Raw genomic sequence first — 22,413 nt, forward strand, 5'->3', positions numbered from 1 at the left:
AGATTTTTTGGATACGGTTTTAAAACTTGATAAGTACAAAAAAATTCTCGATCAAAATTCTCTTTCGAAAGACGTAGGGAAGATCACCCGCGTTGTGGGAAGCTTGCTTGAAGGCTACCTTCCGGGTGCCTCGGTGGGTAGTCAATGTTATGTGCAAGCTGCAAATAAAAAACAAGTTTTAGCAGAAGTTGTGGGATTCAAAGATCAAAAAGCACTCATGATGCCATTCTACGACATTCAAGGAATTGGCTTAGGATCAAAAATTGTCTTAGACAAACAAGTTTCTACAATCAAAGTCGGTAAAAATATTCTTGGAAGAATTCTTAATGGATTAGGACAAGAGATTGATGGACACGGACCTGTAGAAACTCATGATGAAATTGATATCTATAGAAAGTCAGTAAACCCATTGCAAAGAAGACCCATCGAAGAGCCTTTGGATCTCGGTGTAAGGGCAATCAATAGTCTTATTACTGTTGGAAAAGGTCAGCGTATTGGTATTATGGCGGGCTCGGGCGTGGGGAAGTCCGTGTTGCTGGGGCAAATGGCAAAGAACACTCAAGCAGATGTGAATGTGATTGCATTGATAGGTGAGAGGGGCCGTGAGGTTCGTGAGTTTATCGAGAGCGATTTGGGGCCTGAAGGTTTAGCAAGATCAGTGATCATCTGTGCTACGTCAGATGAAAGCCCGCTCATGAGAATGAGAGGAGCCTTTGTTGCGACAGCCATTGCCGAATATTTTTCTGATATGGGGCTCAATGTTTTATTTATGATGGACTCGGTGACTCGTTTTGCAATGGCGCAAAGAGAAATTGGACTCAACATTGGCGAGCCGGCAACAACAAAAGGTTACACGCCAAGTGTATTTGCATTGTTGCCAAAATTATTAGAAAGAATGGGTTCATTTGAATCAGGAAGCTCAATCACGGGTCTCTATACTGTTTTAGTAGAGGGCGATGATATGGACGATCCAATTGCCGATTCAGTAAGATCAATTGTTGATGGTCACATTGTTTTAACTAGAAAATTAGCTCACAAGGGTCATTTCCCTGCTATCGATGTGCTTCAAAGTTCAAGTCGTGTGATGAGAAAAGTCATCGCACCCGAACACATGAACTTTGCCCATCAATTCAAAGAGCTTTTAGCAACTTATGCGGACGCGGAAGATCTAATTAATATTGGAGCTTATAAAGCCGGAGCTAGTCCAAAGATTGATAGAGCTGTAAGACTTCACGATAAGATGGATCAATTTTTAAAACAAAATATAGACGAGAAAGCCAGTTTTAATGATTCGCTTTATGGAATGGTAGATATCTTAAGCGGTGGATGATAGAATTATTATAAGTGGACATGAAGTCCGCTTCGCACTGAATAGTGCAATCAGACAGGAAGTTTAAGCCAATGAAGTTTAAGTTCGCACTTGAAAAAGTACTTAAGCATAAAAAAATTCTGGAAGACCAGGCCAAGAAAGACTTTGGCGAAATTTCTAAAAGGCTTAGAGATCAAGAGCAATTCCTGACAAATTTAGAAGCGGATCTCAAAACGGCATTCGAAAATAAACATCAAATTCAAATCATGGGTGGAAACATAGGTGCATACCTAGAATTTTTCCATAACTATTACAATGCTCAAAAGAAATTGATCGAAAATCAAAAGAAAATCATCTCAGGGTTAGAGCGTATTCTCGAGGAAAAAAGACAATTTCTCGTACAGGCAGCTAGAGATCACAAGACCTTCACAATGTTAAAAGAAAAGAAAAAATTAGAATTTAAAAAAGAATTAAATAAACGCGAACAGAAACGTCTCGATGATATGAACATCATGAGACATGATAAGGCAGTGTAATAATGAAAACAGGGTACGACACACACTTTAAAAAAATTCAAAAGAACTCACGCTTTCAAGTGAAGCCGAATAGCTCTCCTGCGGCCAATCGCCCAGAGGGAATGAAAATTCAAAAGAAAAAGAAGAAGCAAGGTTTTCCTCTTGTTTCAGTTCTTTCTACTTTGTGCATTTTGGGAGGAGCTACCTACGGATATATCAATCCTGATCAAGTTGATCAGTACTTAAGTAAAATTGAAATTGGATTTTTAGGTCAATCGTTTGCAGAAAGTGCACCAGCACCAAATGCATCTAAAGGGCAAAAAGCTCCTGCTGAATCCGGAAAAGTGGAAAAATCTGCCGACGGCAAAAGTCTTGAGACAAAAACAAAAACAACGACAGCTACAGGTCTCACTTCCGAAGAAATCGCTCTTTTCAATAGTTTAGATGAAAGAAAAAAACAACTAGACGTGAAAGAGGCGGAACTCAAAAAGTTGGAAGAAGAATTGCATAATCAAAAGGTAGAGCTCGAAAAGCGTTTAGCAAGTTTGGAGCAACTGAGAACACAAATTGGAAATCAGTTGCAAGAAAGAGTGAACACAGATGCCGAGCAAGTAGATAAGTTAGTGGCTTTCTACTCTTCGATGAAACCGCAAACGGCGGCCAAGGTCATCGAAAAATTAAATGAGGACTTGGCAGTTGAAGTTCTCAAGAAGATGAAAAAGAAAGAAGCTGCTGAGATCATGAATATGATCGAACCAGATAAGGCTCAGAGATTGAGCGAGAAGTTTGCAGGCTATAAGAAATAGTTAGGATAAAAATAGTTAATAGACGGGATTGGGGAACGAACTAAGATGGTATCAGGAATTGGGTTAGGAAAATTTAATCCGCTCGATATGAAAGAGACTGCAAAGTCTTCCAAGCCTTCTTCTTTTGATTCTTCATCATCTCAAGAGGTTACACCTCGCTCAAACAACTCTTCGGCGTCACAAAATAAATCTTTAGAGAAATCCAGAGAAAAATCTGACAAAAAAGATTTCAATAGTAAAGTAGAAAGTTATTCAAAAGAGCCGCAGAATTCTTCAAAAGTAGACAAGTCTGGTAAGTTCACTGATAAAAAAATCAAAGAAGCTCAATCCGAAATACAACAGAGTTCAGAGAAAAATTCACAGGAAAATTTACAGAATGGTTCTGAAATCCCGCAGATGGCAATGCTCCAAGGTGTTCAACCATTATTTATAAATCAACAAGCTACAGCAGAAGTGAAGTCTTCGGACTCAGTTGGATTGAACTTAGAGAATGTGTCTGGCAAAGTATCAGAGCAGACACAGCCGGTTCTTCAATTCTTAAAAGCAATGCAAGAGAACTTTGGAATTAGCCCTCATCAAGTGATGAAGGCTTTGGGTGAAATGCCAACAGAAACAATGTTGCAATCACCGCAAGCGGCAATGACTCCACTTTTTGAAAAATTAGGAATTCAACCAAAGCAATTCACTAAGGCTCAAATCTTGTACACAGAGATGTTAACGGCAATGGAAAAAAATCCGCCAGAAGCATTTAGTGGTAAACTTGCAGTTGGAGCTGGTACTGCTGGCGTAGGTGCAGCTGCTGCTATGAAGTCCTCTGAGCTTCCAGTTCAGATGATGGACAAGCCCGTCGCAGGTCCAAAATCAACATTGGATCAGTTGATTGAACAAAAAATTTCAAGACGTGCTCTAGAGCCCTCAAATATGAAAGGTGCTCTTCCACAAGTTCAGCAGCCGCAAGTCAACATGGCTCAAGTATTTAAGATGGACCCAAGCCAAATAAATCCCTTGGCTACGCCAGTAGATATGGATTCGGTGGCACTTAACAAATTACAAGAACTAGATCCAAACTTAAGAATCGAAGACATCAAAATCAATCCCAACAGAGTGACTGAACAATTCTCATCAAGTGCCCCAATCTTAGGTGCAGGCGCAGCGGTTACGGCTTTAGCGGCAGCGACTAAAGATCAACAAAAAGATATGTCTGAAGAACAAATGAAAGATCAATTTGCGGAGCAGATTGGTCAAATGCCAACAGACAAAAAATTAGATGGTCAATTTGCCATGGACAAACTTGGAGCTCCAGTAGCGGCCGGGACATTGGCAGGCCAACCGAATCAACTTTCAAATGAAAACGTAGAAAAATTAATTTCCGGATCGCAAACTCTAATTAAAAAGGGTGGCGGAGAAATGAAAATTCAACTCAATCCAGAGGGATTGGGTACAATCCACGTGAACATTCAAGTGAAAGACGGCCAAGTGGGTGTGCAGATGATGGCTGATAATCATGAAGCGAAAAAACTTCTTGAGACAAGCATGAGTGATTTAAAAGTAGGATTAGCAGATCACAAATTAAACTTGAACCAAATGAAAGTGGATGTCTCTGAACAGGCTTCTCAAAATATGAATCAAAATCATGATTTTAAGAGAGAAGAAGCGAGAGATTTCTTAGGACAATTTAGACAGTTCAATGAAGGATTTAGACAAGGTGCAAGTGATACATCGGGAGCGAGAGCTTATAAAAAAGCAGCACAACCAACTCCAGATATTAACCCGGTGGAATCAAGAAGATCAGAATCAAACAAGTCTGGTGGATTGTACTTAGTAGCGTAAAAGGAAATAGCGAATGAACGTAAAGTTGAATACAAAATTAATTAACGATAAGCCCAACGAAAAGCTTGAAGGCACTTACAACAAGGCTTCAAATCTGGATGCAAAAAAATCAGAAGAGTTTTTCCAAGGTAAGGACATGGGTCAGGTTCTCAATGAGATCTCTGATCCAAACTGGGTTGATCCAAAGAAAATGAGAAGAGCTGAAAGCAAGATGGATAAAGATGCTTTCATGAAATTGATGCTCACTCAGCTGAAGTATCAAGATCCAATGAACCCTCTCGAGTCACATGAGATGGCTGCTCAGTTGGCTCAGTTCTCGCAACTAGAACAATTATCAAATATTGATGAAAGCGTTAAGAGTTTAAAAACTGCCCAAGACCCAATGGCCAACTATCAAGCATTGAATTTCATTGGCAAGTCTGTGACTACGAATACTGAAAAAATCATTCGTAACAAAGGCGACAGTGCACATGACTTAAGATTCTCTCTTCCACAAGGTGCTCGTGAAGTGAATGTAAAGATCATGGATGAGGTGGGAGAAGTTGTAAAAACAGTTAAAGCTACAAATTTAAAACCAGGTGAAAACACACTCACTTGGAATGGAACTAAGAATGATGGTTACCCAGCATTCTCTGGAAATTACACCATCGCGGTAGAAGGAGTCTCTGAACAAGGCGCTAAGATCGTTGGCAGAACAACTGCCTCTGGTGTTGTGACAGGATTGAATTATTCTCCTGAAGGACCAATCTTAATGATCGGTGATCAAAAAGTAAGATTGAGTGACGTAAAAAATATTGAAGACTTAAATGAAAAGATGGCTCAACAAATTAGAGAGCAAGGACAACAGGCTCCGCAAGTTCCAGGACAAGCGGTAGCACCGGTTCCAGCCCAGGGGCAGAATGGGGCAAATGCTTCCCCAAAACAAAGTCCAACTAATGTCTCTAAAGGTGCAAAGAAAGAAGAAGTTGCTGGAGCTCCTGATCGTCCCGCTGGTAATATAAATAAAGTACCAATGAGCGGCGAGCTTCAACAAATGTTAGCAAAAGAAGCGAGCTTAAAAAGTTAGAATATAGAGGAATAGTTGTCGCTCGATAGAGCGACGCTGAGGCAAGTGGAATGTTAAAAAATATGGGATCGATACAACCTAATTCTCAAGTGACTCCGTCGACTGGTGGAATCAACAAGGGAATCTCGTCTAAAGATGGCGAGTTATTTAAAGGGTTATTAGAGAAAGAAGTCTCTAAAGACCTAAAGGATTTAGGCCAAACGAAACCAGCATTAGCACAAACGGAAGGTTTAAAATTTTCTACGCATGCGATCGAGCGAATCCAGTCACGTGGAATCAAGCTCACACCGGATGATATGAAGAAGTTAAACGATGCAGTTGATAAAGCCATTCAAAAAGGCTCTAAAGACACGCTTGTGTTAATGGGTGAAAATGCTTTTGTTGTAAGTGCAAAAAATAAAACTGTAATTACAGCAATGGACAAAAACCAAATGAAAGAAAACGTGTTTACGAATATCGATAGCACAGTTTTCATGGGTTAAGAAAAACTTAGTTGTCGCTAGGGAGCGACACTGAGACTAGTTAAAAGGGGTATTAAGGGTTTTAGGTTACGGATTATAAATTAGGGGCTGGACCCGCAAGGGGGGCCCTCCAAATCTCGAATAGAATGTTCGAGATACAATGTCTTTAATGACAGGAGGTCATATGAGTGTTCTTTCATCAATGCTGACAGGTGTGTCAGGTTTAACAGCGCAAGGTGAGGCGTTAGGTGTTATCGGAGATAACATTGCCAACTCACAAACAACAGGTTTCAAATATTCAAGAGCTGAGTTCCAAGACATCGTGTCGAAGAACTTAAAAGGTATTCTTGGTGGTAACCAAATCGGTCGAGGTGTGAAGATCGGTGCCGTGAATCCAATCATGATTCAAGGTAATATTGATCAAACAGAAAAGGCTACGGATTTAGCAATTTCTGGAGACGGTTACTTTACTCTTAGAGGTGGCGACGGGGAAACATTCACTAGAGATGGTTCTTTCCACTTCGACAAAGATGGTTTCTTGGTAACAAATGACGATAGAAAAGTGCAGGGTTATCAAACCGATGCAAAAGGAAAATTGATCAATCAAATTGGTGATATCAGATTCCCGAAAGCTCTTGTTCCAGCAAAGCCAACAAAAGAATTAATGGTTCACTTGAACTTAGATTCTAGAGAAGTAGCCGGTAAAACATTCGATATCAAAGATCCACACGCAACTTCAAACTATTCAACTGGTGTAGAAGTTTATGATTCTCAAGGAACTAAGCACTTAGTAACAGTTTTCTTCAACAAAACTGCTGATAGAAATTGGGAATATCGTGGTTTAGTGGATGGTAAAGAAGTAACCGGTGGTAAAGAAGGCGAAATGTCAGAAGTTATCAAAGGCAAAATCTCGTTCAACGTGGACGGTATCTTGGATACAGAAGAAACATCTTCTCAAGGATTCAACTTCACAGGTGGAGCATTACAAGGCCAACAAATCAAATTGGATTTTGGCGATTCATTAACAACAGACAAAGGCAAAGGATTAATCGGTTCTAAGCAATACGGTAAAGAATCAGATTTAATCACTTGGAAACAAGATGGAGCCGCAGCAGGAACAATCAATAACCTATCATTCAATGATGATGGTGTTTTAACGGCTCTATACAGTAACGGGCAAGCAGAAGATTTAGCACAAGTTGTGATTTCAAGATTTGAAAATTCCGAAGGTTTGTACAAACTTGGTAACAACAGATTTAAGCAATCCAGAAACTCTGGGGAAGCTTCAATCGGTAAGCCAGGTTCGAACGGTAGAGGAACTTTACAGGCGAAATCTCTCGAGAAATCAACTGTGGATTTGGCTCTTGAATTCGTAAAACTAATTCAAAACCAAAGAGCGTTCCAGGCCAACGCAAAGACGATTACAACAACTGACGAATTGTTAGCAGAAGTAATCAACTTAAAGAGATAATTGAATTTTTAATCATCACTCATGACCTTGCTCAGAGGTAAAGCCGACACAACTTTATCTCTGGCATTTTCGTGTATCTGTTTGGCCAGCGGGCGGAGCGTTGAATGAAAGCTTTAGTATTTTTATTAGCATTATTATTTTTATCACCTTCGATTTTAGCGGAGACATCTAAACCGGAATTGAGTTTAGATAAAGTCGTATCTGAAATGAACAAAGAAAAAGAAAACAAAGTAAAATATTTTGTGTCAGTGGCAGAAGCAAAAAAAGATGTCGATGTCGTAAAGGCATTAAAGGCCGACAAGAATTATACTTTTATAAATACAATAATTCACGGTGAGCATATCCTCACTTACTGCATCAAAAACAAGATGTGGAAGTCTGCAGAAGAGCTGATAAAAGGTGGAAGTAACCTTAATCACAAAGATAGCGATGGAAAAGTAGCGCTTATGTATGCAGCGGAAGGAAAGAACAAATATTTAGCCACGATGATAATTGCTTCCAAGGCAGACAAAAAAATCAAAGACAATGCTGGAGTCACAGCCGAAGAATATCTTAAAAGAAATGGTTTGAATTAGAGGGTTTATGAAAATCGGTTTAATAGCACTGATCTTGTTACTATTAAATTCAGCTTTTGCCGGCAGTTGTGAAAGTGCAGGGATTTCCTACGGAAAAGATCCCGAATGGGCATTTACCCATGCTTCTCACGCCAATTTACGAAAGTTATCGGACGCTCAAAAAGGTGGGTGTAATTTCAATGCAAAAGCAAAATGCTTGAATATGAAAACTCGAGTTTCCGCTTTGAGCTGTGCGATCATCATACTTGATGGTGAATACGAAACAGATGTTGTAAAAAAATTCATCGAATTCCAGGTCGATGTAAATTCTAAAGATGCAGACGGAGAAACTCCACTTTCCTATGCCATCAGAAATAGCAGTGTACAAACAATAAAACTTTTGATGGATGCAAATGCTGAATACGACAAATTACTTGCAGACAAATTAAAATTAAAAATTGCTGACGATGTTTCGCTCTATGCACTCACTGCGCTTTTAATAAAAAATAAGGTGAACAGTGAAGAACTGAATCTATGTCAGTACAAACATAAAGTAGTAGAAGGAATGTTCTTCGCCACTAGAGCGATGAGTGATAGTGATTCTAAAGATAAAAATCTCAAACAACTATCAGATAAACTGTATTTACTAAGTTCTGAGACAGGCTATAATGAAAGATGTCTTTATGCTTCAAAGGATTCTGAAAACCCCGGATCGCAAGGATCACTAGGGGTAGAAGCTAATAAATAAAAATCATCATATTTTAAAGATTTAATTTTTAAGACAATCAGTTTTTCGGCACTTCATTTTTTCTAGATCAAAAGATTTAACATACGCCTTGTTGCCTTTTAATAGTTGGGTAACAGGAACTATAAAATTTTTCGTGTGAACTGCGGTGTTGGCATATCTGTGGCTGAATTCGGCGACTGGTGTGTCTGGATAAAACTCACCAGAGAGAATGCCAACTATTTTACATTTCGCCCCGTCACAAGAGAGCAAAGGGGAGCCAGAGCTTCCGCTTATAACATCGCAATCAAATTCAAAGACGTTAGGTCTAAACATTAACCAGTAACTGTCTTTTGCCATTCTTTCTTGGTATCTACATTGCTCACGGTACAAACTATTGTAAGCGTCATCATGGTGACCAGCAAAAGTAATCCAAGGGTTGTCCTTCAGTGATTCCGTGGAGCTAATGGGTAAGGTGCCCATAATGGATCCATCCTCATAACGATGAAGATTCTTTACCATTTTTTTTGTTGCAGGATTGTATACATATTCTGGTTCTGCACCAATTTCTTCTTCTTCAACTTCAATGACGGCCCAGTCGTTTGAATTGGGTTGCCATTTGGAATTATTATTTTCTTCCCAGTCAGATTGATTATTGGAAGAATTAATATCTACGTAGATTTTTTTACCTGTAGCTTTACTGGTGGTTAGAAGTTTATCGTACTGATTGTAAATAAGAATTTTTTTTGAATTGGCCACGCAGTGAGCCGCAGTTAAAATATGAATTTTAGAAATCCAAACACCATTACAAGGATAGTTACTTTTATGCACTTTCTCTACAAGAATAGCGACAATTGGTTTCAACCCCATTTTTTCTGCAAGTTCTTTGGATATCGGTTTACGATTGTCTTCACCATAAATTACAGCATTAGATATCGTTGGTTTTAAAAAAATAAAACAGCTTATTGCTAGGCCTATCATTAGGCTTATTGTTGAAAGCAGAAAATATTTTAGATACCCCAAGTTTTCCCCTGATCAGCGAGACTTCAAATGACGGCCCCACGCTGTCATTTGAAGGGATGATGCCTATACTGATTGAGGTTTTCAAACTAAAATAATTTATCCTAGGTATAAATTTTGATGAGACTTTAGATCGAAAGGATTTGAGTTAGCTGCATTAGCTCGAGTCTTATAGATTTTTGCTTTGTAATTACTTCAGCGAGTGGCAACGTAACGATTTGATCATTCTGTATGCCAATCATAACGTCAGTATGACCGTGCAGCAGTCCATCCACGGCGGAGGCCCCAAGGCGACTTGCCAAAATTCTATCTTGAGCGGTGGGACTTCCACCTCTTTGCAAATGCCCGAGGATACAAACCTTAGATTCATAACCAGATTTTTTTCTGATGGCCTCTGCAAGATCATAGGCTCGACCGGGTTTTTGTCCTTCGGCGGTCACAAGAATACTGCTCAGTTTTCCTCTTTGAACGGATTTATTGATATGATCAATAACATTGTCGATATTGAGTGGGCTCTCAGGAATAAATATTTCCTCTGCGCCTCCTGCTAGGCCCACGTTGAGTGCAATAGATCCAGAGTCTCTGCCCATCACCTCGACAACAAAAAGTCTATCATGGCTAAATGCGGTGTCTCTGATCTTATCTATGGCATCGAGAGCCGTGTTGAGTGCGGTATCAAACCCAATGGAGTAATCTGTTCCGTAAATATCATTATCAATTGTGCCAGGAACACCTACGATAGGAAATTGAAACTCTTCTGCTAGGGCATGGGCACCCTTGAAGGTCCCATCTCCTCCGATACAAACTAAGGCATCGATTCCTTGGTTCTTTAAATTTTCATGAGCTTTTTTTCTGAATTCAGGTTTTAGAAATTCTTTGGATCTTCCTGTTTTTAAAATAGTTCCACCGCGCTGAAGAATATTTCCCACAGATTTTGCGGTCATCACTTCAAAGTTGCCATTGATAAGGCCGTTATAACCTTGAATAATCCCTGTCACTTGAAGATTTCTATATAAACCAGTTCGAACAACTGCACGAATAGCGGCATTCATTCCAGGAGCATCTCCTCCGGAAGTTAAAACGCCAATATGTTTGATATCTTTAGACATGCAATCAGCTTATGCCTAAGGAAGACTACTTAACAAGACTTTTGAAGTCTGAACCTGGCTTAAATTTAGGAGTCCAAGTCGCAGGAATTTGGATTTCTTTTCCTGTGTTTGGATTGCGGCCAGTGCGGGCTTTTCTTTTTGCTTTGGAGAATGTACCAAAACCAACGAGTTTTACTTCTTCACCTTTTTTAACGGATTTCGTGATGGTATCAACAACAGAATCAAGCACCGACTCAATATGTGCTTTGGTCATAGAAGTTTGTTTTGCAACCTTTTCTACTAGTTCTGCTTTATTCATTGATTTTCCCCCTTGAAAATTATGTCAAAAAATTACGCTGTCGAAGTGATGATTGTATCTCTCGAAGTGTTGGCCATTGAAATCCATGCTGTAAAAATCGTCAATGACTAAATTTAGAATTTTATAAAAAGCGCGTTAAGATGTTTTAATGAGGAATCTACGGATTGATACCACAAATAAAATGAGTGGCATTTTGGGTAATTATTTTTTTTGCTCTTGACAGTATATTTTTGGTGACAGGTTATTCTTGATCTTCTTCGGAGTTTTTTTCTTCGCGATCTTCGATATCGTCGTTCTCAGTTTTATATAAGGGAATTGCATATTTTCCGTCGGCCCAATCGCCCAGATCAATTACTCTACATCTTTCAGAGCAAAACGGACGAAACTCGTTGCCATGATATTCAACGAGTTTTCTACATTTAGGACATGGTACTTGCATAAGGAATATTTAGATCGACTTCAAGGAAATGTCTACTTTTTTAGTAGTCATATCCTTTGTCCATAGTTCCGTTGGCAATTGTTTTCCAAGATGAATTGTCTTTGAAGTTCAAAGTGTAATACGTTGAATTTCCACTTAAACCTTGGTGTAAAACTAATTCTGCGATGATGTATCTAGTCGGATTGTTATAGTACACTTCAAAAATCACTTGGTTACTGCCATCATAAGTAAACTTGGTTCCATTCAATCTTACGGTTTGCGCGACTTGTCCGATGGTTTGTCTATACCCTAAGCTAGTTGAAGTTAAGTAAACATAATACTCAGTATCGTTGATTTTTTGAACTTTAGCCTGGATATCACGGCAACCGTATGGATAGCTCCATACACATAAAGAGTAGCTGTCCTGAACAAATATTCTAAGGTTAAAATCTCTAAATTTACTTTCGTCAGTGATGTTTCCGTTTGGATTATAAACGCCTCCACCGCTACCTGGATTCGAAGGATCCCAAGTACAAATACCGTTTACAACTTGGCCTTGGCAGGCTGCAGGAGCACCGTTCTTTTCTTTGTCAGAGCAGGCCACTAAAGTTAGTCCTACTGTAACCCAGACTAAAGCCATACTGAAATATACTCTTAGCGCTTTCATAGCGTTTTCTCCTTATACACATCCTATTGTATTACAGGATCCGTGCCAGACGAGGATCGGTTATATTGCAGCTAATAACCATTTTTAGCCGACTGCCAAAAAACGTCCACCACCTGTACAGAAAGGCGCCAGCTATAAAGCTTTAAACCTATAATGTTTAGAAATCTTAATACTCTCTCAAAACTCTTGAGAGAGTGGGTTTTCCGAGGGAAAATGACTGTAGGGAAATCCAGAAGGGTAACTAAAATATGAAAAAAATCTTAATGAAGAATAAGACCACGAGAGAATTAAGGCGTGAGACTCGTAAAGTGATCGGCCTGACATCTATTCTGCTATTGATCGTTATTTTTGGAATGACGGCACTCGGTTAAGCGGATTAGTAAGAAATCACGGCATTTAGAATAAAAATCAAAAACATCATCAGTGAAACATATCTGTAAAGCATAACTGCAAACTCCTACCTATGAATACCCATCGGTAGTTTGCATAGAGGCTTTAGGCTTTTTATGCTTTCTTACGCAAAAACCAAAACATACTAAAAATTATAAAAAGAACGCTGATCAAAGATGAGACAGAAAGTCCCAGCACTTGATCGCCACGGAAATCCCCTCGGAACTGTTCAACGACAAGTCTTCCAAAAGCATGAAGAAGGAGCCAAATAAAGAACAGGGATCCACTTTTAAGTTTTTTCCTTTTCTCCGTTAGGACTAGGAGTATCCAAATGATCGCCTCAATCAAAATCGAATAAACTTGCGTGGGATGGAGAAGGATATTGGTAGGAGCCTCCACACCTTCAGGGAATCGAATGGCCCAAGGAAGGTCACACTCTTTCCCAAAGCAGCATCCGGCAAAGATACAGCCAATTCTTCCAATGATGTACCCTAGTGGAAGAACAAGCGCTGAGCAGTCTAGCCAGTTAAAATAATTTTGCTTAATTTTTTTGACGAAAAGATAGGAAGCTAAAATTCCACCGACTAATCCTCCGTAAAAAACAAATCCACCTTTATAAATTTTAAAAACCTCTACAGGGTCACTGAGGTAATATTGAGGATACTCAAAAAGAATATGAAACACTCTTGCGCCCAAGAAAGCACCGAGCATTACCATGATAGATATTTCTGTAGAAATTTTAGGAGGAAGGTTAAGTTTAATGGCTCTTTTATAAAAATAAACAATAGAAATGGAGAAGGCCAGACTCATCACCACAAGATAAATTGGAATATTAATATGTGGTGATGGATGAAAGATGGGAAACATATTATTCTAGATCGTAGGTGTAAGATTGGTATCTCACGCTCTTGGTGACGCTTCTAACAATTATGATTCCGGCTACAATCATAATGAAGCAAAGAATTTGTCCCATAGAAAAATATTCTGCGAAGAATCCAAGTTGTGCATCCGGCTCTCTAAAGAACTCGATGATAAATCTTGCGATTCCGTAGAAAATCAGGAACCAACCGGCGATGACGCCTGTGCGTTTCCACTCGATTTTTACTTTTTTAGGAGGTTTTCCATTTTTTGATTGTTCCGCAATCGCAGTTTCTAGAACCGGAGCAAAACCTTTTTTCTGTTCCCACTTTTGAATCACATGGCAGAGGAAGAATACGATTAAACCTTCGCCGAGAGCTTGGTAAAGCTGCGAAGGATGTCTTGGCATTGGCCCGCCTTCGGGAAAGATCACGCCCCATGGAACGTCAGTAAATCTCCCATAAAGTTCGCCGTTGATAAAGTTTCCAAGTCTCCCAAAGAAAATCCCAATGGCCGCACCAATGACGACATTGTCTACGATATGATAAAACTGAATCTTATATTTTCGGCAGAAGAAAATAACCGCTACGACATAACCAAGAAGTGCTCCATGGAAAGAAAGCCCGCCTTGCCAAACGGCAAATACTTCTGATAGGTGATTCATGTAGTACATTGGATTATAAACCGCGACATATACGAGTCTTGCACCGATAATCATGCCGATCATGATGTAAGTGATAAGAGCTTGGTTGCCTTCCGAATTTAAAATGTTTAAGCCGCGCTTATGGCGTCTCATCAAAACTAGGTAGCCCACAAAATAACCCACAAGGTACATTAATCCGTACCATCTGATTTGAAGTGGGCCTAAATGAACAAGAACGGGATCTATGTTGTGAATATAATGTGTCATTCGTACATTGCACTAGAATTTAAGCGACTTGTCCACTCTCTTTTGGCTCTTCTTTCCTGAAGCTCAAGAAAAATAGAATAATGATTCCGCACACAATAGCAGAATCAGCAATATTGAATGCGGGCCATGAATAAAGATGTCTAAAATGGAAATCAAGGAAATCGATAACGTATTTTACTCTTAAGCGATCGATATAGTTCCCAAGCGCACCACCAAAAACTAAACTCAGAGCAAGAACTTGGATTTTATCGCTTGCTTTAACAGATTTTAAAAAATAAATGATAATCCCCATGGCAATAGGCGGAATAAGAAGAAAAAAAGTTTCTCTAAAAACCTCAGGGCTTCTTGCCATAAATCCAAAGGCTGCTCCTGGATTTTGCACATAAGTGAAGTTAAAATAATTTTCAATAACGGTAACGCTTTCGCCTAAGTAAAACTTAGATTGAACATAGATCTTTGTGACTTGATCCATTGCTACTAAAAGTGCCGTTGTCGTTAATAGATAAACCAATTTTATTTTTGTGTCTGTTTTCATGGTCAGTAAACTCATATCAGTGCCTCAACGCATTTCGGGCAAATGCCCGGATGTTTGCTAGATGATTTTAGATCTGTGTTGTATGTCCAGCATCTCACGCACTTCTCGCCCTCAGCTTTTTTTGCTTCGATGTGGAGTTTGCCATTTTTAAGATGCACTTGAGAAACAATGAAAAACTCTAAAAGACTGTCTTTTAAAAGTTCTAAGACTTTTAGGTCTTCACCTTCGGCTGTGATGATCAGCTGAGCCTCAAGACCAGATCCAATCACTTTATTTTTTCTAAGCTCTTCTAAAGTTTTAAGAGCTTCAGCTCTGATGGCCTGGAAAGTTTCAAAAGTTTCGATCACTTCAGGATTTACCCAGGCTTTATTTGTTGTTGGGAATTTTTCTAAGAACACGGATTCTTTTTCTTTCCCTAGAGTGTGAGCATAGGTTTCTTCAGCCAGGAACGAAGCAATCGGTGCCAGCATTTTTGCTAGGCTGGTGGTGATTTCATAAAGAGCTGTTTGCGCAGATCTTCTCAGATGACCATTGGTTTTTCTAACATACAGTCTATCTTTCAAAATATCCAAGTAGAACGCCGAAAGATCTACGGTCACAAAGTTATTGATCAAATGATAGATCTTGTAGAATTCATATTTTTCATAACCTTCGGTTACGTTTTCTACCAGTGCGGTTAGTTTTGCAAGCGCCCACTGATCAAGAGAAGTTAAATCTTTATAAGGAAGAGCATCTTTTTTGTGATCATAATCAGAAAGATTTCCGAGAAGGAATCGGATTGTATTTCTAAGGCGTCTGTAAGTTTCTGTGATTCTTGCGATACCTTCTGGATTGCAAGACAAATCATTGGCGTAATCTTCATGCGTGGCCCAGAGTCTAAGAATGTCAGATCCGCTATTCTTGATCACGTCCATGGGATCGACAACGTTTCCTAAGCTCTTACTCATTTTTTGACCTTTAGCAAACATCACAAATCCATGAGTGAGGACAGTCTTAAATGGAGCAATTCCTTCGGCGGCGACAGAAGCAAGGAGAGAAGTGTGGAACCAACCTCTGTGTTGATCCGAACCCTCGAGATACAAATCTGCTGGTTGAGTGAGACCCGTACGTTTTTTCTGAACCGCGGCCCAACAGACTCCACTATCAAACCAAACATCAAGAATATCTCTACCTTTTTCGAATTCAGCTTTTCCGCACTTTTCACATTTGTGAGAGCCAGCAAAAATTTTAACGTCTGTATCAAAGTAACCTTCGATGCCTGCGCCACCTTTAGTATCAATTCGGTTAGCATCAGTGTGATCCATGCTATCCGCGATTCTCATCATCACATCTTCTTTGGCAAGAGGAGTCTGACAAGCTTTGCAGTACAATACTGGAATCGGAACACCCCAAAGTCTTTGACGAGAAACACACCAGTCTGGGCGATTCTCGATCATTGCAGAAATTCTTCTTTCGCCCCAAGAAGGAACCCAGTTCACCTCTTTGATGGCGTTCAAAGATTTTTCGCGGATGGTGTGACCAGAATCTTTTAGATCCATTTTCAAGAACCACTGGGGAGTCGCTCTGTAAATCAACGGAGCTTTCGATCTCCAGCAATGTGGATAGCTATGTTCGATTTCACTGTGATGAAGGAGGTGCCCGGTTTCTTTGATGAGATCGAGAACGATTTTATTCCCTTCTTTGAGAACGTGTTTCCCTTGAAGGAATGCTGGAGCATCTAAATTATAAAAACCACCATCATCTACGGGAGATAAAATCGGAAGATGATATCTCATACCAACGTTGTAATCGTCGACACCGTGACCTGGGGCTGTGTGCACGAGTCCTGTACCAGCTTCAAGCGTTACGTGATTTCCGAGAAGAACTTTTCCAGTTCTTTCGATGAAGGGATGCTTGTACTCAAGGTTTTCTAGATCTATGCCCTTTAAAGTTTTTGCGGGAGATAAGGACTTAAGAATAATGCCGGTGTCTTTTTCAAAAGCTTCTTTAAGACCTTGAGCAACAACCAAATAATCAGACTGACCATTGATTTCGTGTGTTTCATAAATTTCGTATTCAAACTCTGGGTGAACAGTAACAGCTAAATTCGCCGGAAGAGTCCAAGGAGTTGTGGTCCAAATTACCAGATTGGTTTTCTTATGAGAATTCGGAACACCTAAGTGTTTTAACATTTCAAATTTTACGTAGATCGCTTGGCTCTTGTAGTTTTTGTATTCGACTTCGGCTTCAGCAAGCGCAGTTTTCAGAGCCCAACACCAGTAGACTGGTTTTGTGCCGTGGTAGAAGGCGCCAGTTTTTAGAATGTTCGCGAGAACTCGAACTTCTTCCGCTTCGTATTCTGGTTGCAGAGTCATGTATGGGTTTTCCCAATCCGCCATCACTCCAATTCTTTTGAATTCTTCTCTCTGTATACTCATCCACTTCGTAGCTTCTTCACGGCAAAGATTTCTAAATTGCTTATCAGTGAGATCGTTCCTTTTATCGCCAAGAGCTTTTGTAACTACCAATTCAATTGGCAAACCATGGCAATCCCAGCCCGGAATGAATGGCGCTTTGTAGCCGCTCATATTTTTGTATTTGATCACGGTGTCTTTTAAAATTTTATTGAGAGCATGACCCACGTGAATATGGCCGTTGGCGTAGGGAGGACCATCGGGCATTGAGAAAGAACCTTTCTCTGCATTGGAGTTCAGCATCAGATTGTAGATATCTTTTGAACGCCAGAATTCAATAAACTCAGGTTCCCTTTGATTGAGATTTCCTTTCATAGGGAAATCCGTTTTTGGCAAATTGAGGGTGTCTTTATAGTTCACTGGCTCTGTGACTGGTTCTTTACTCATGTTATCCTTGGTCGTATGCTTTAATGTAGGAACTAATCTATTGAAATTAGGGCTTTAAAGTCAATGATCGGGACAGGGTTCTATGAGCGATTTGGGAAAATGGTCTTAAGTTTGTCATAACCGAGGGTTATAAGCATCCTAACGACATCCGCATCTGATTCCATATTGAGTTCAGCCTTTACGGTATCAATGATATTTTGAGATTTTTGATCTACAGAAACACCAGTTTGACGTCTTTCTGAGACTTTGAACTCAATGCTTCGCTCATCATAACGAGGTTGCGTAGGTGACTTCACAGGAGCTTCTTGCTCAAACTCAAACGCACGACTCATATCAAAGTTTTGCGTGAAATCTGGAGCATCTGGTAAGTTTTGTGGAACGGGATTTTGTACGGGCTTAAGTGGTACTTGTGCTTTCAAGGTTTCTTTCTGTTTCTCAAACTGATTGAGTTCTGTTGCTAATGACTGAAGTTGATTTTTGAAATCTTTTGAACTGACTGGAGCAATGTTTTCTAGGCGACCATCCCCTAAAGAGGAAACACCATTTCTTCTGGCTTGAAGATAAAGTGCGACAAGAGTTTCTTTTGTTGTCGCCATGTTTTTAACATACTCAGGCTGTGACTGTACCCAAACGTACGCTTTCGCAACGTCTTCTCTAGTGTAAGCCTGTGGTGGTATATGATTACTTGCCATGAAGGGTCAGAAACTAGCTGGATTTCTAAGACTCATCAAGATTTAAGTTCATGAGACCGCGTAATATTTTTTGATGTCAAAAATAAAAATTATTTTGCTCTGAAGTGAGACGAAAACAACAAACAGTGGACTAACAGATTTATCCACAAAAGGTCCGAGTACCTTTTGTCTACGTTGTGCTGATATAATCTCTTGGATTAATTCCGTATTTTTCAATTTTTCTCAAAAGAGTTTTCTTTGGAATGTTTGCATGAAGAGCAGTTTGATTGATTCTACCTTTAAAAGTTTTCAAAGCTTTAATGATAAATTCTTTTTCGAAGAGCTCTTTGTGCTTGCCAAAATCCAATTCACCATTCACTTCAACGCCAGCAATTTGAATTTCTTCTTCGCCTGCAACTGGAGCAATCGTTTCACCAGGTTCTTCAGAGCCCTGAGCTAATTTCTGAACATCTTCAAAAGAGATCCCGAGCGACTTTAATACTTTTTCAGGCAATGAATGAAGTGTGATTTTGTTTGAAGTTTCAATTACAAATGCATATTCCATGACGTTTTCTAATTCACGAATGTTTCCTGGCCAGCCGTACTTTTTAAAGCACGCCATAACCTCAGGAGAAATTCCAAGCATCTTTTTGCCATGAGCTTTATTGAATTTTGCTAAGAACATATTGAGTAATGTGTCGATATCATCCTTGCGATCTCTCAGAGGTGGTAAGAACATCGGGATAACGCTCAAACGGTAAAATAAATCTTCTCTGAAGGTTCCTTCTTCGATCATTTTTTCGAGAGGTTTGTTTGTAGCTGCAATGATTCTAACATTGGCTTCCAATTCTCTGTTCGCACCAACTGGAGTGAACACTTTTTCTTGCAATACTCTCAAAAGTTTTGCTTGCATCAAAAGTGGCATATCTCCGATTTCATCTAGGAAGAGAGTTCCGCCTTCAGCGTATTGAAATTTACCGATTTTTCTTTGGTCAGCGCCTGTGAAAGAACCTTTTTCGTGACCAAACAATTCAGATTCAAATAAATTTTCAGGAATTGCAGAGCAGTTGATTGCGACGAACTTTTGATCTTTTCTTGCAGAGTTAAAGTGGATCGCTCTAGCCACGAGCTCTTTGCCTGTTCCTGATTCACCACGGATCAAAACTGAAGTATCTACGTTTGAAAGTCTCGAAATAAGGCTAAACACCTTTTTCATTTCGATGTTTTTACCAACAAATTTTCTATCAGATTCAATAAGGATAGGAGATGAGGCTGCTGCTGACGAGATCATATCGTGAGCCTCGATCGATCTTTCTACGAGTTGGATCAACTCATCGCCTTTAACAGGCTTTGAAAGATAGTTGTAAGCGCCCTCTTTAACAGCAACAACAGCATCGTTGATGTTTGCGTAGGCAGTCATGATCAATACAATTGTTTGGGGAGAGAGTTCTTTGATTTTTTTAAGAGTTTCAAGACCGTTCAGGCGAGGCATATCTACGTCAAGGATAACGAGGTCGTATTGCTGAGATTCCATCTTTTCGATAGCATGCAGGCCATCTACAGCGTCATCCACTGTGAATCTGCCTGAGTTCCTCAGTGTAGAGCTGACCGCTAACCTTAAACCAGCGTCGTCATCCGCTACTAATACCTTCAACATTTTCCCTCCGAACATCGGTATCATAATCTTCCCCCTAATGATCCATCGCCTACATTCCCACTTTGATGCTGGCCACTTTGATCCATTGGCAGATTCACCGTAAAGGTTGAACCTTGCTGAGGAAGACTCTCAACAGTTATCTGTCCTTTATGCAGCTCTACAAAATATTTTGCAAGGTACAAACCTAGGCCTGACCCCTTAATAGGTGAATTTTTCACATGTTTAGTGCGATAGAACTTTGTAAATATGTGTCTAATTTCGTTCTCTGTGATGCCAATTCCTTGGTCAGCGACTTGAACGATAATCTGCCCTTCATCTTCTTCGGACGTCACAAGGATTTTAGAGTTCGTGGGTGAGTACTTAATGGCATTTTCAATGAGGTTCGAGAACACTTGCTTCATCAGGTCGGCATCGATTTTTACTGAGAAAAGAGTGTCGAGTTCAGGGATGATCTCGATATTTTTTTGTTGAGCAAGGTATTCATATTTTTTGATTGTATCTTCCAAGATGCGATTGATGTCGCGAGATTGAAGATTCAATTTAATTTTTTGCGATTCCACTCTTGATAAATCAAGAATCGAACTGATGAACTCCGTGAGTTCTTCCGCAGATTTTCTGATTGTTTGAATGGCAGTTTTTTGTTCTGGCTCAAAGTTTTCAGAATTCGCGAGAGCTATGTCGGCCATACCTTGAATTCTCGCAAGCGGAGTCTTCAGGTCATGAGACATCATGCTGAGGAAGTTGTTCTTAAGCTCTTCAACCTGGGTGAGGAGTTTGTTTTTTTCAGTCAATTCCCAGAATTTTTTATTTTCGCGAATCAATCTGTATGGAATGAAGAAGTAGTAGCATACAAACACTGCGATCAATGGTTGAGCCATTCCAATTGCAATTCCACTAAACGTGAAGAGTAAGCTTGAAATAACGATGTAAGCGCCAACGGTAGATAAGATAAGGAGAATGGCTCTAGATGGAGTTAGTTTGAATACTGAGAACACAACGACAATTGCAAAAAGAATAGTCATGGCTGTGTTTACAGCCTGTGGAGTTCTGATCACACCATTATTAAGTAAAAGTGTAGCAATGATGTTCGCTTGTGTTTCCAGATTACTCATAGAGAAATTGTGTCTATCGTAAACAGTCTTTACGTAATCTTGATAATCAAACTTAGTATCCTTACCAATTAAAACAATTTTATCTTTAAATTGATTGTCTAAAGTTTTCTCATCGTAGACAGCTTCAAAAGACGATGGTTCGTATGTACCGGGTCTTTGATAGTTGACGTAGATTTGCTTTGAAGTTTTAAAGTCAAAGGCTCCTCGATAATTTGATAAATCGGATAAATGATTTATCAGGTTTGCAGCTTTAACTTGAGAATAAACATAACTTTGATCGTAAAGTAATGCGCGTCTTGCAACACTATCTTCAGCAAAATGCTGAAAATCAGTCGAAAGATAGCCCGGGCTGTATTTCAAATCTGGGAAATTATCTCCCACGATAACTTTATATTCTTCGCCTTTATTAGGTAGCTCTTTCATGTAAAGAATGTGATTTCTGAATTTCTTTAACGTTTCTGTGAATAATAGTTGATCAGTCTTAGAACCTTTAAGCGTCTTTGGATCAATAATATAATAAACTAATAATGGATCTTGTTTTAAAAGTTTTTCTAGCAAGGCTATATGTGCTGTGAGTGTCGGCTCACCGCTGAACTTTTGAAGAGTAGTTTGATCAACGGCTATGGTTTTGATATCCGACGAAACTTTTGTAAAAGGATTTAATCTAAAGCGCAGATCGTAAGTAAAAAATTCTAAGTAATGGAGAGGGAAATAAGTAATTATCAGAGCAATTGCTAGTGCTACACACATTCTTAAGAGTATAAAAATTTTTTGTCGACCGTAAGCCATATACATCCTGCTCAAAGGAACTCTTTAAGTGATTATTAAATAATAATTAACAGGTGATAATGATTCTAGATTAGATAACTATCAAAAATATTCACTAGGCGAAGTGGAAATCATGCCCTTAGGTTTTTTGACTGCTTCTTTTTTGATTTTGCTTTTAAACTCCATACTTAATCTCCTGTTGCCACAATAACATAGCAAGATCTCTGCCAATATATTAAAAATACTATAAATATCCATATTCTAATAATTACAAAGTCTTAACGCGCCTTAGACATGGCAAATTGCCGATATTGTTGGTGTATTTCGGTAACCATTTGGAACCTAATTAAATTAAAGGTGTCAGTTGGATACTGAATTTTATCTCAGCTTATGGAAAAACTTCACATAATGACCACAAATATTA

General features: G+C 39.3%; 22 protein-coding genes. 10 read left to right on the plus strand and 12 right to left on the minus strand.

Going from position 1 to position 22,413, the window contains the following annotated elements; genetic code table 11:
* Positions 1-7: 7 nt before the first annotated feature.
* The 9 genes from V4596_01465 to V4596_01505 all read left to right on the plus strand — a co-directional run bounded on the left by V4596_01465 (position 8) and on the right by V4596_01505 (position 8,760).
* On the plus strand, positions 8-1,330 hold the full coding sequence (locus tag V4596_01465; protein ID MES2767787.1) for a FliI/YscN family ATPase: 1,323 nt from the start codon (positions 8-10) through the stop codon (positions 1,328-1,330).
* A 71-nt stretch (positions 1,331-1,401) separates the two neighbouring features.
* Entirely contained in the window at positions 1,402-1,845 is a 444-nt protein-coding gene (gene fliJ / locus V4596_01470; GenBank protein MES2767788.1) for a flagellar export protein FliJ, read from the plus strand.
* A gap of 2 nt (positions 1,846-1,847) precedes the next feature.
* The gene (locus V4596_01475) at positions 1,848-2,630 is read left to right on the plus strand and encodes a hypothetical protein (GenBank protein MES2767789.1); all 783 of its coding nucleotides are present in this window, start codon (positions 1,848-1,850) and stop codon (positions 2,628-2,630) included.
* 45 nt (positions 2,631-2,675) lie between these two features.
* Positions 2,676-4,460 (plus strand): flagellar hook-length control protein FliK, encoded by a 1,785-nt coding sequence (locus V4596_01480; protein ID MES2767790.1) that lies wholly within the window; start codon positions 2,676-2,678, stop codon positions 4,458-4,460.
* 13 nt (positions 4,461-4,473) lie between these two features.
* Positions 4,474-5,526, plus strand: coding sequence for a flagellar hook assembly protein FlgD (locus tag V4596_01485; protein MES2767791.1), 1,053 nt, complete (start codon positions 4,474-4,476; stop codon positions 5,524-5,526).
* Positions 5,527-5,576: 50 nt separating this feature from the next.
* Entirely contained in the window at positions 5,577-6,008 is a 432-nt protein-coding gene (locus V4596_01490) for a TIGR02530 family flagellar biosynthesis protein (GenBank protein MES2767792.1), read from the plus strand.
* Between the two features lie 163 nt (positions 6,009-6,171).
* The gene (locus tag V4596_01495) at positions 6,172-7,458 is read left to right on the plus strand and encodes a flagellar hook protein FlgE (GenBank protein MES2767793.1); all 1,287 of its coding nucleotides are present in this window, start codon (positions 6,172-6,174) and stop codon (positions 7,456-7,458) included.
* A 104-nt stretch (positions 7,459-7,562) separates the two neighbouring features.
* Positions 7,563-8,033: an ankyrin repeat domain-containing protein gene (locus V4596_01500; protein ID MES2767794.1), complete on the plus strand. Its 471-nt coding sequence runs from the start codon at positions 7,563-7,565 to the stop codon at positions 8,031-8,033.
* Positions 8,034-8,040: 7 nt separating this feature from the next.
* A complete protein-coding gene (locus V4596_01505) occupies positions 8,041-8,760 on the plus strand; it encodes an ankyrin repeat domain-containing protein (protein ID MES2767795.1) in 720 nt (239 codons plus the stop codon).
* Positions 8,761-8,781: 21 nt separating this feature from the next.
* On the opposite strand, the gene V4596_01510 is transcribed toward V4596_01505, so the two are convergent.
* The 5 genes from V4596_01510 to V4596_01530 all read right to left on the minus strand — a co-directional run bounded on the left by V4596_01510 (position 8,782) and on the right by V4596_01530 (position 12,248).
* A complete protein-coding gene (locus tag V4596_01510; GenBank protein MES2767796.1) occupies positions 8,782-9,717 on the minus strand; it encodes a trypsin-like serine protease in 936 nt (311 codons plus the stop codon).
* A gap of 167 nt (positions 9,718-9,884) precedes the next feature.
* Positions 9,885-10,865, minus strand: a complete 981-nt coding sequence (gene pfkA, locus V4596_01515; GenBank protein ID MES2767797.1) for a 6-phosphofructokinase — start codon at positions 10,863-10,865, stop codon at positions 9,885-9,887.
* A 25-nt stretch (positions 10,866-10,890) separates the two neighbouring features.
* Positions 10,891-11,163, minus strand: coding sequence for an HU family DNA-binding protein (locus V4596_01520; GenBank protein ID MES2767798.1), 273 nt, complete (start codon positions 11,161-11,163; stop codon positions 10,891-10,893).
* Between the two features lie 241 nt (positions 11,164-11,404).
* Complete coding sequence (locus tag V4596_01525) at positions 11,405-11,602, minus strand: DNA gyrase inhibitor YacG (GenBank protein ID MES2767799.1); 198 nt, start codon at positions 11,600-11,602, stop codon at positions 11,405-11,407.
* Positions 11,603-11,642: 40 nt separating this feature from the next.
* Complete coding sequence (locus V4596_01530) at positions 11,643-12,248, minus strand: hypothetical protein (protein ID MES2767800.1); 606 nt, start codon at positions 12,246-12,248, stop codon at positions 11,643-11,645.
* Between the two features lie 248 nt (positions 12,249-12,496).
* On the opposite strand from V4596_01530, the gene V4596_01535 reads away from it, so the two are divergent.
* Positions 12,497-12,619 carry a hypothetical protein gene (locus tag V4596_01535; GenBank protein ID MES2767801.1) on the plus strand — a complete coding sequence of 41 codons (123 nt, stop codon included), beginning with the start codon at positions 12,497-12,499 and terminating at the stop codon, positions 12,617-12,619.
* Between the two features lie 133 nt (positions 12,620-12,752).
* On the opposite strand, the gene lgt (V4596_01540) is transcribed toward V4596_01535, so the two are convergent.
* The 7 genes from lgt (V4596_01540) to V4596_01570 form a co-directional block, all read right to left on the minus strand.
* The gene (gene lgt, locus V4596_01540; protein MES2767802.1) at positions 12,753-13,505 is read right to left on the minus strand and encodes a prolipoprotein diacylglyceryl transferase; all 753 of its coding nucleotides are present in this window, start codon (positions 13,503-13,505) and stop codon (positions 12,753-12,755) included.
* A gap of 1 nt (position 13,506) precedes the next feature.
* Entirely contained in the window at positions 13,507-14,406 is a 900-nt protein-coding gene (lgt, locus tag V4596_01545; GenBank protein ID MES2767803.1) for a prolipoprotein diacylglyceryl transferase, read from the minus strand.
* A gap of 19 nt (positions 14,407-14,425) precedes the next feature.
* The gene (gene lspA, locus V4596_01550) at positions 14,426-14,956 is read right to left on the minus strand and encodes a signal peptidase II (protein ID MES2767804.1); all 531 of its coding nucleotides are present in this window, start codon (positions 14,954-14,956) and stop codon (positions 14,426-14,428) included.
* The gene (ileS, locus tag V4596_01555) at positions 14,953-17,781 is read right to left on the minus strand and encodes an isoleucine--tRNA ligase (GenBank protein MES2767805.1); all 2,829 of its coding nucleotides are present in this window, start codon (positions 17,779-17,781) and stop codon (positions 14,953-14,955) included. The genes lspA and ileS overlap by 4 nt, the downstream gene beginning before the upstream one ends.
* Positions 17,782-17,861: 80 nt before the next feature.
* Positions 17,862-18,473, minus strand: coding sequence for a hypothetical protein (locus V4596_01560; protein ID MES2767806.1), 612 nt, complete (start codon positions 18,471-18,473; stop codon positions 17,862-17,864).
* A 169-nt stretch (positions 18,474-18,642) separates the two neighbouring features.
* Complete coding sequence (locus V4596_01565; protein MES2767807.1) at positions 18,643-20,109, minus strand: sigma-54 dependent transcriptional regulator; 1,467 nt, start codon at positions 20,107-20,109, stop codon at positions 18,643-18,645.
* 20 nt (positions 20,110-20,129) lie between these two features.
* Complete coding sequence (locus V4596_01570; protein ID MES2767808.1) at positions 20,130-22,010, minus strand: ATP-binding protein; 1,881 nt, start codon at positions 22,008-22,010, stop codon at positions 20,130-20,132.
* Between the last annotated feature and the right edge of the window lie 403 nt (positions 22,011-22,413).

Source organism: Bdellovibrionota bacterium (genome assembly GCA_040386775.1).
Classification (GTDB): Bacteria; Bdellovibrionota; Bdellovibrionia; order Bdellovibrionales; family JAEYZS01; genus JAEYZS01.

Bases quoted from the DNA above. Each gene is read 5' to 3' on its own strand.
- fliJ (MES2767788.1), top strand. From the start codon at position 1,402: ATGAAGTTTAAGTTCGCACTTGAAAAAGTACTTAAGCATAAAAAAATT.
- V4596_01475 (MES2767789.1), top strand. From the start codon at position 1,848: ATGAAAACAGGGTACGACACACACTTTAAAAAAATTCAAAAGAACTCA.
- V4596_01480 (MES2767790.1), top strand. From the start codon at position 2,676: ATGGTATCAGGAATTGGGTTAGGAAAATTTAATCCGCTCGATATGAAA.
- V4596_01485 (MES2767791.1), top strand. From the start codon at position 4,474: ATGAACGTAAAGTTGAATACAAAATTAATTAACGATAAGCCCAACGAA.
- V4596_01490 (MES2767792.1), top strand. From the start codon at position 5,577: ATGTTAAAAAATATGGGATCGATACAACCTAATTCTCAAGTGACTCCG.
- V4596_01495 (MES2767793.1), top strand. From the start codon at position 6,172: ATGAGTGTTCTTTCATCAATGCTGACAGGTGTGTCAGGTTTAACAGCG.
- V4596_01500 (MES2767794.1), top strand. From the start codon at position 7,563: ATGAAAGCTTTAGTATTTTTATTAGCATTATTATTTTTATCACCTTCG.
- V4596_01505 (MES2767795.1), top strand. From the start codon at position 8,041: ATGAAAATCGGTTTAATAGCACTGATCTTGTTACTATTAAATTCAGCT.
- V4596_01510 (MES2767796.1), bottom strand. From the start codon at position 9,717: ATGATAGGCCTAGCAATAAGCTGTTTTATTTTTTTAAAACCAACGATA.
- pfkA (MES2767797.1), bottom strand. From the start codon at position 10,865: ATGTCTAAAGATATCAAACATATTGGCGTTTTAACTTCCGGAGGAGAT.
- V4596_01520 (MES2767798.1), bottom strand. From the start codon at position 11,163: ATGAATAAAGCAGAACTAGTAGAAAAGGTTGCAAAACAAACTTCTATG.
- V4596_01525 (MES2767799.1), bottom strand. From the start codon at position 11,602: ATGCAAGTACCATGTCCTAAATGTAGAAAACTCGTTGAATATCATGGC.
- V4596_01530 (MES2767800.1), bottom strand. From the start codon at position 12,248: ATGAAAGCGCTAAGAGTATATTTCAGTATGGCTTTAGTCTGGGTTACA.
- V4596_01535 (MES2767801.1), top strand. From the start codon at position 12,497: ATGAAAAAAATCTTAATGAAGAATAAGACCACGAGAGAATTAAGGCGT.
- lgt (MES2767802.1), bottom strand. From the start codon at position 13,505: ATGTTTCCCATCTTTCATCCATCACCACATATTAATATTCCAATTTAT.
- lgt (MES2767803.1), bottom strand. From the start codon at position 14,406: ATGACACATTATATTCACAACATAGATCCCGTTCTTGTTCATTTAGGC.
- lspA (MES2767804.1), bottom strand. From the start codon at position 14,956: ATGAGTTTACTGACCATGAAAACAGACACAAAAATAAAATTGGTTTAT.
- ileS (MES2767805.1), bottom strand. From the start codon at position 17,781: ATGAGTAAAGAACCAGTCACAGAGCCAGTGAACTATAAAGACACCCTC.
- V4596_01560 (MES2767806.1), bottom strand. From the start codon at position 18,473: ATGGCAAGTAATCATATACCACCACAGGCTTACACTAGAGAAGACGTT.
- V4596_01565 (MES2767807.1), bottom strand. From the start codon at position 20,109: ATGTTGAAGGTATTAGTAGCGGATGACGACGCTGGTTTAAGGTTAGCG.
- V4596_01570 (MES2767808.1), bottom strand. From the start codon at position 22,010: ATGGCTTACGGTCGACAAAAAATTTTTATACTCTTAAGAATGTGTGTA.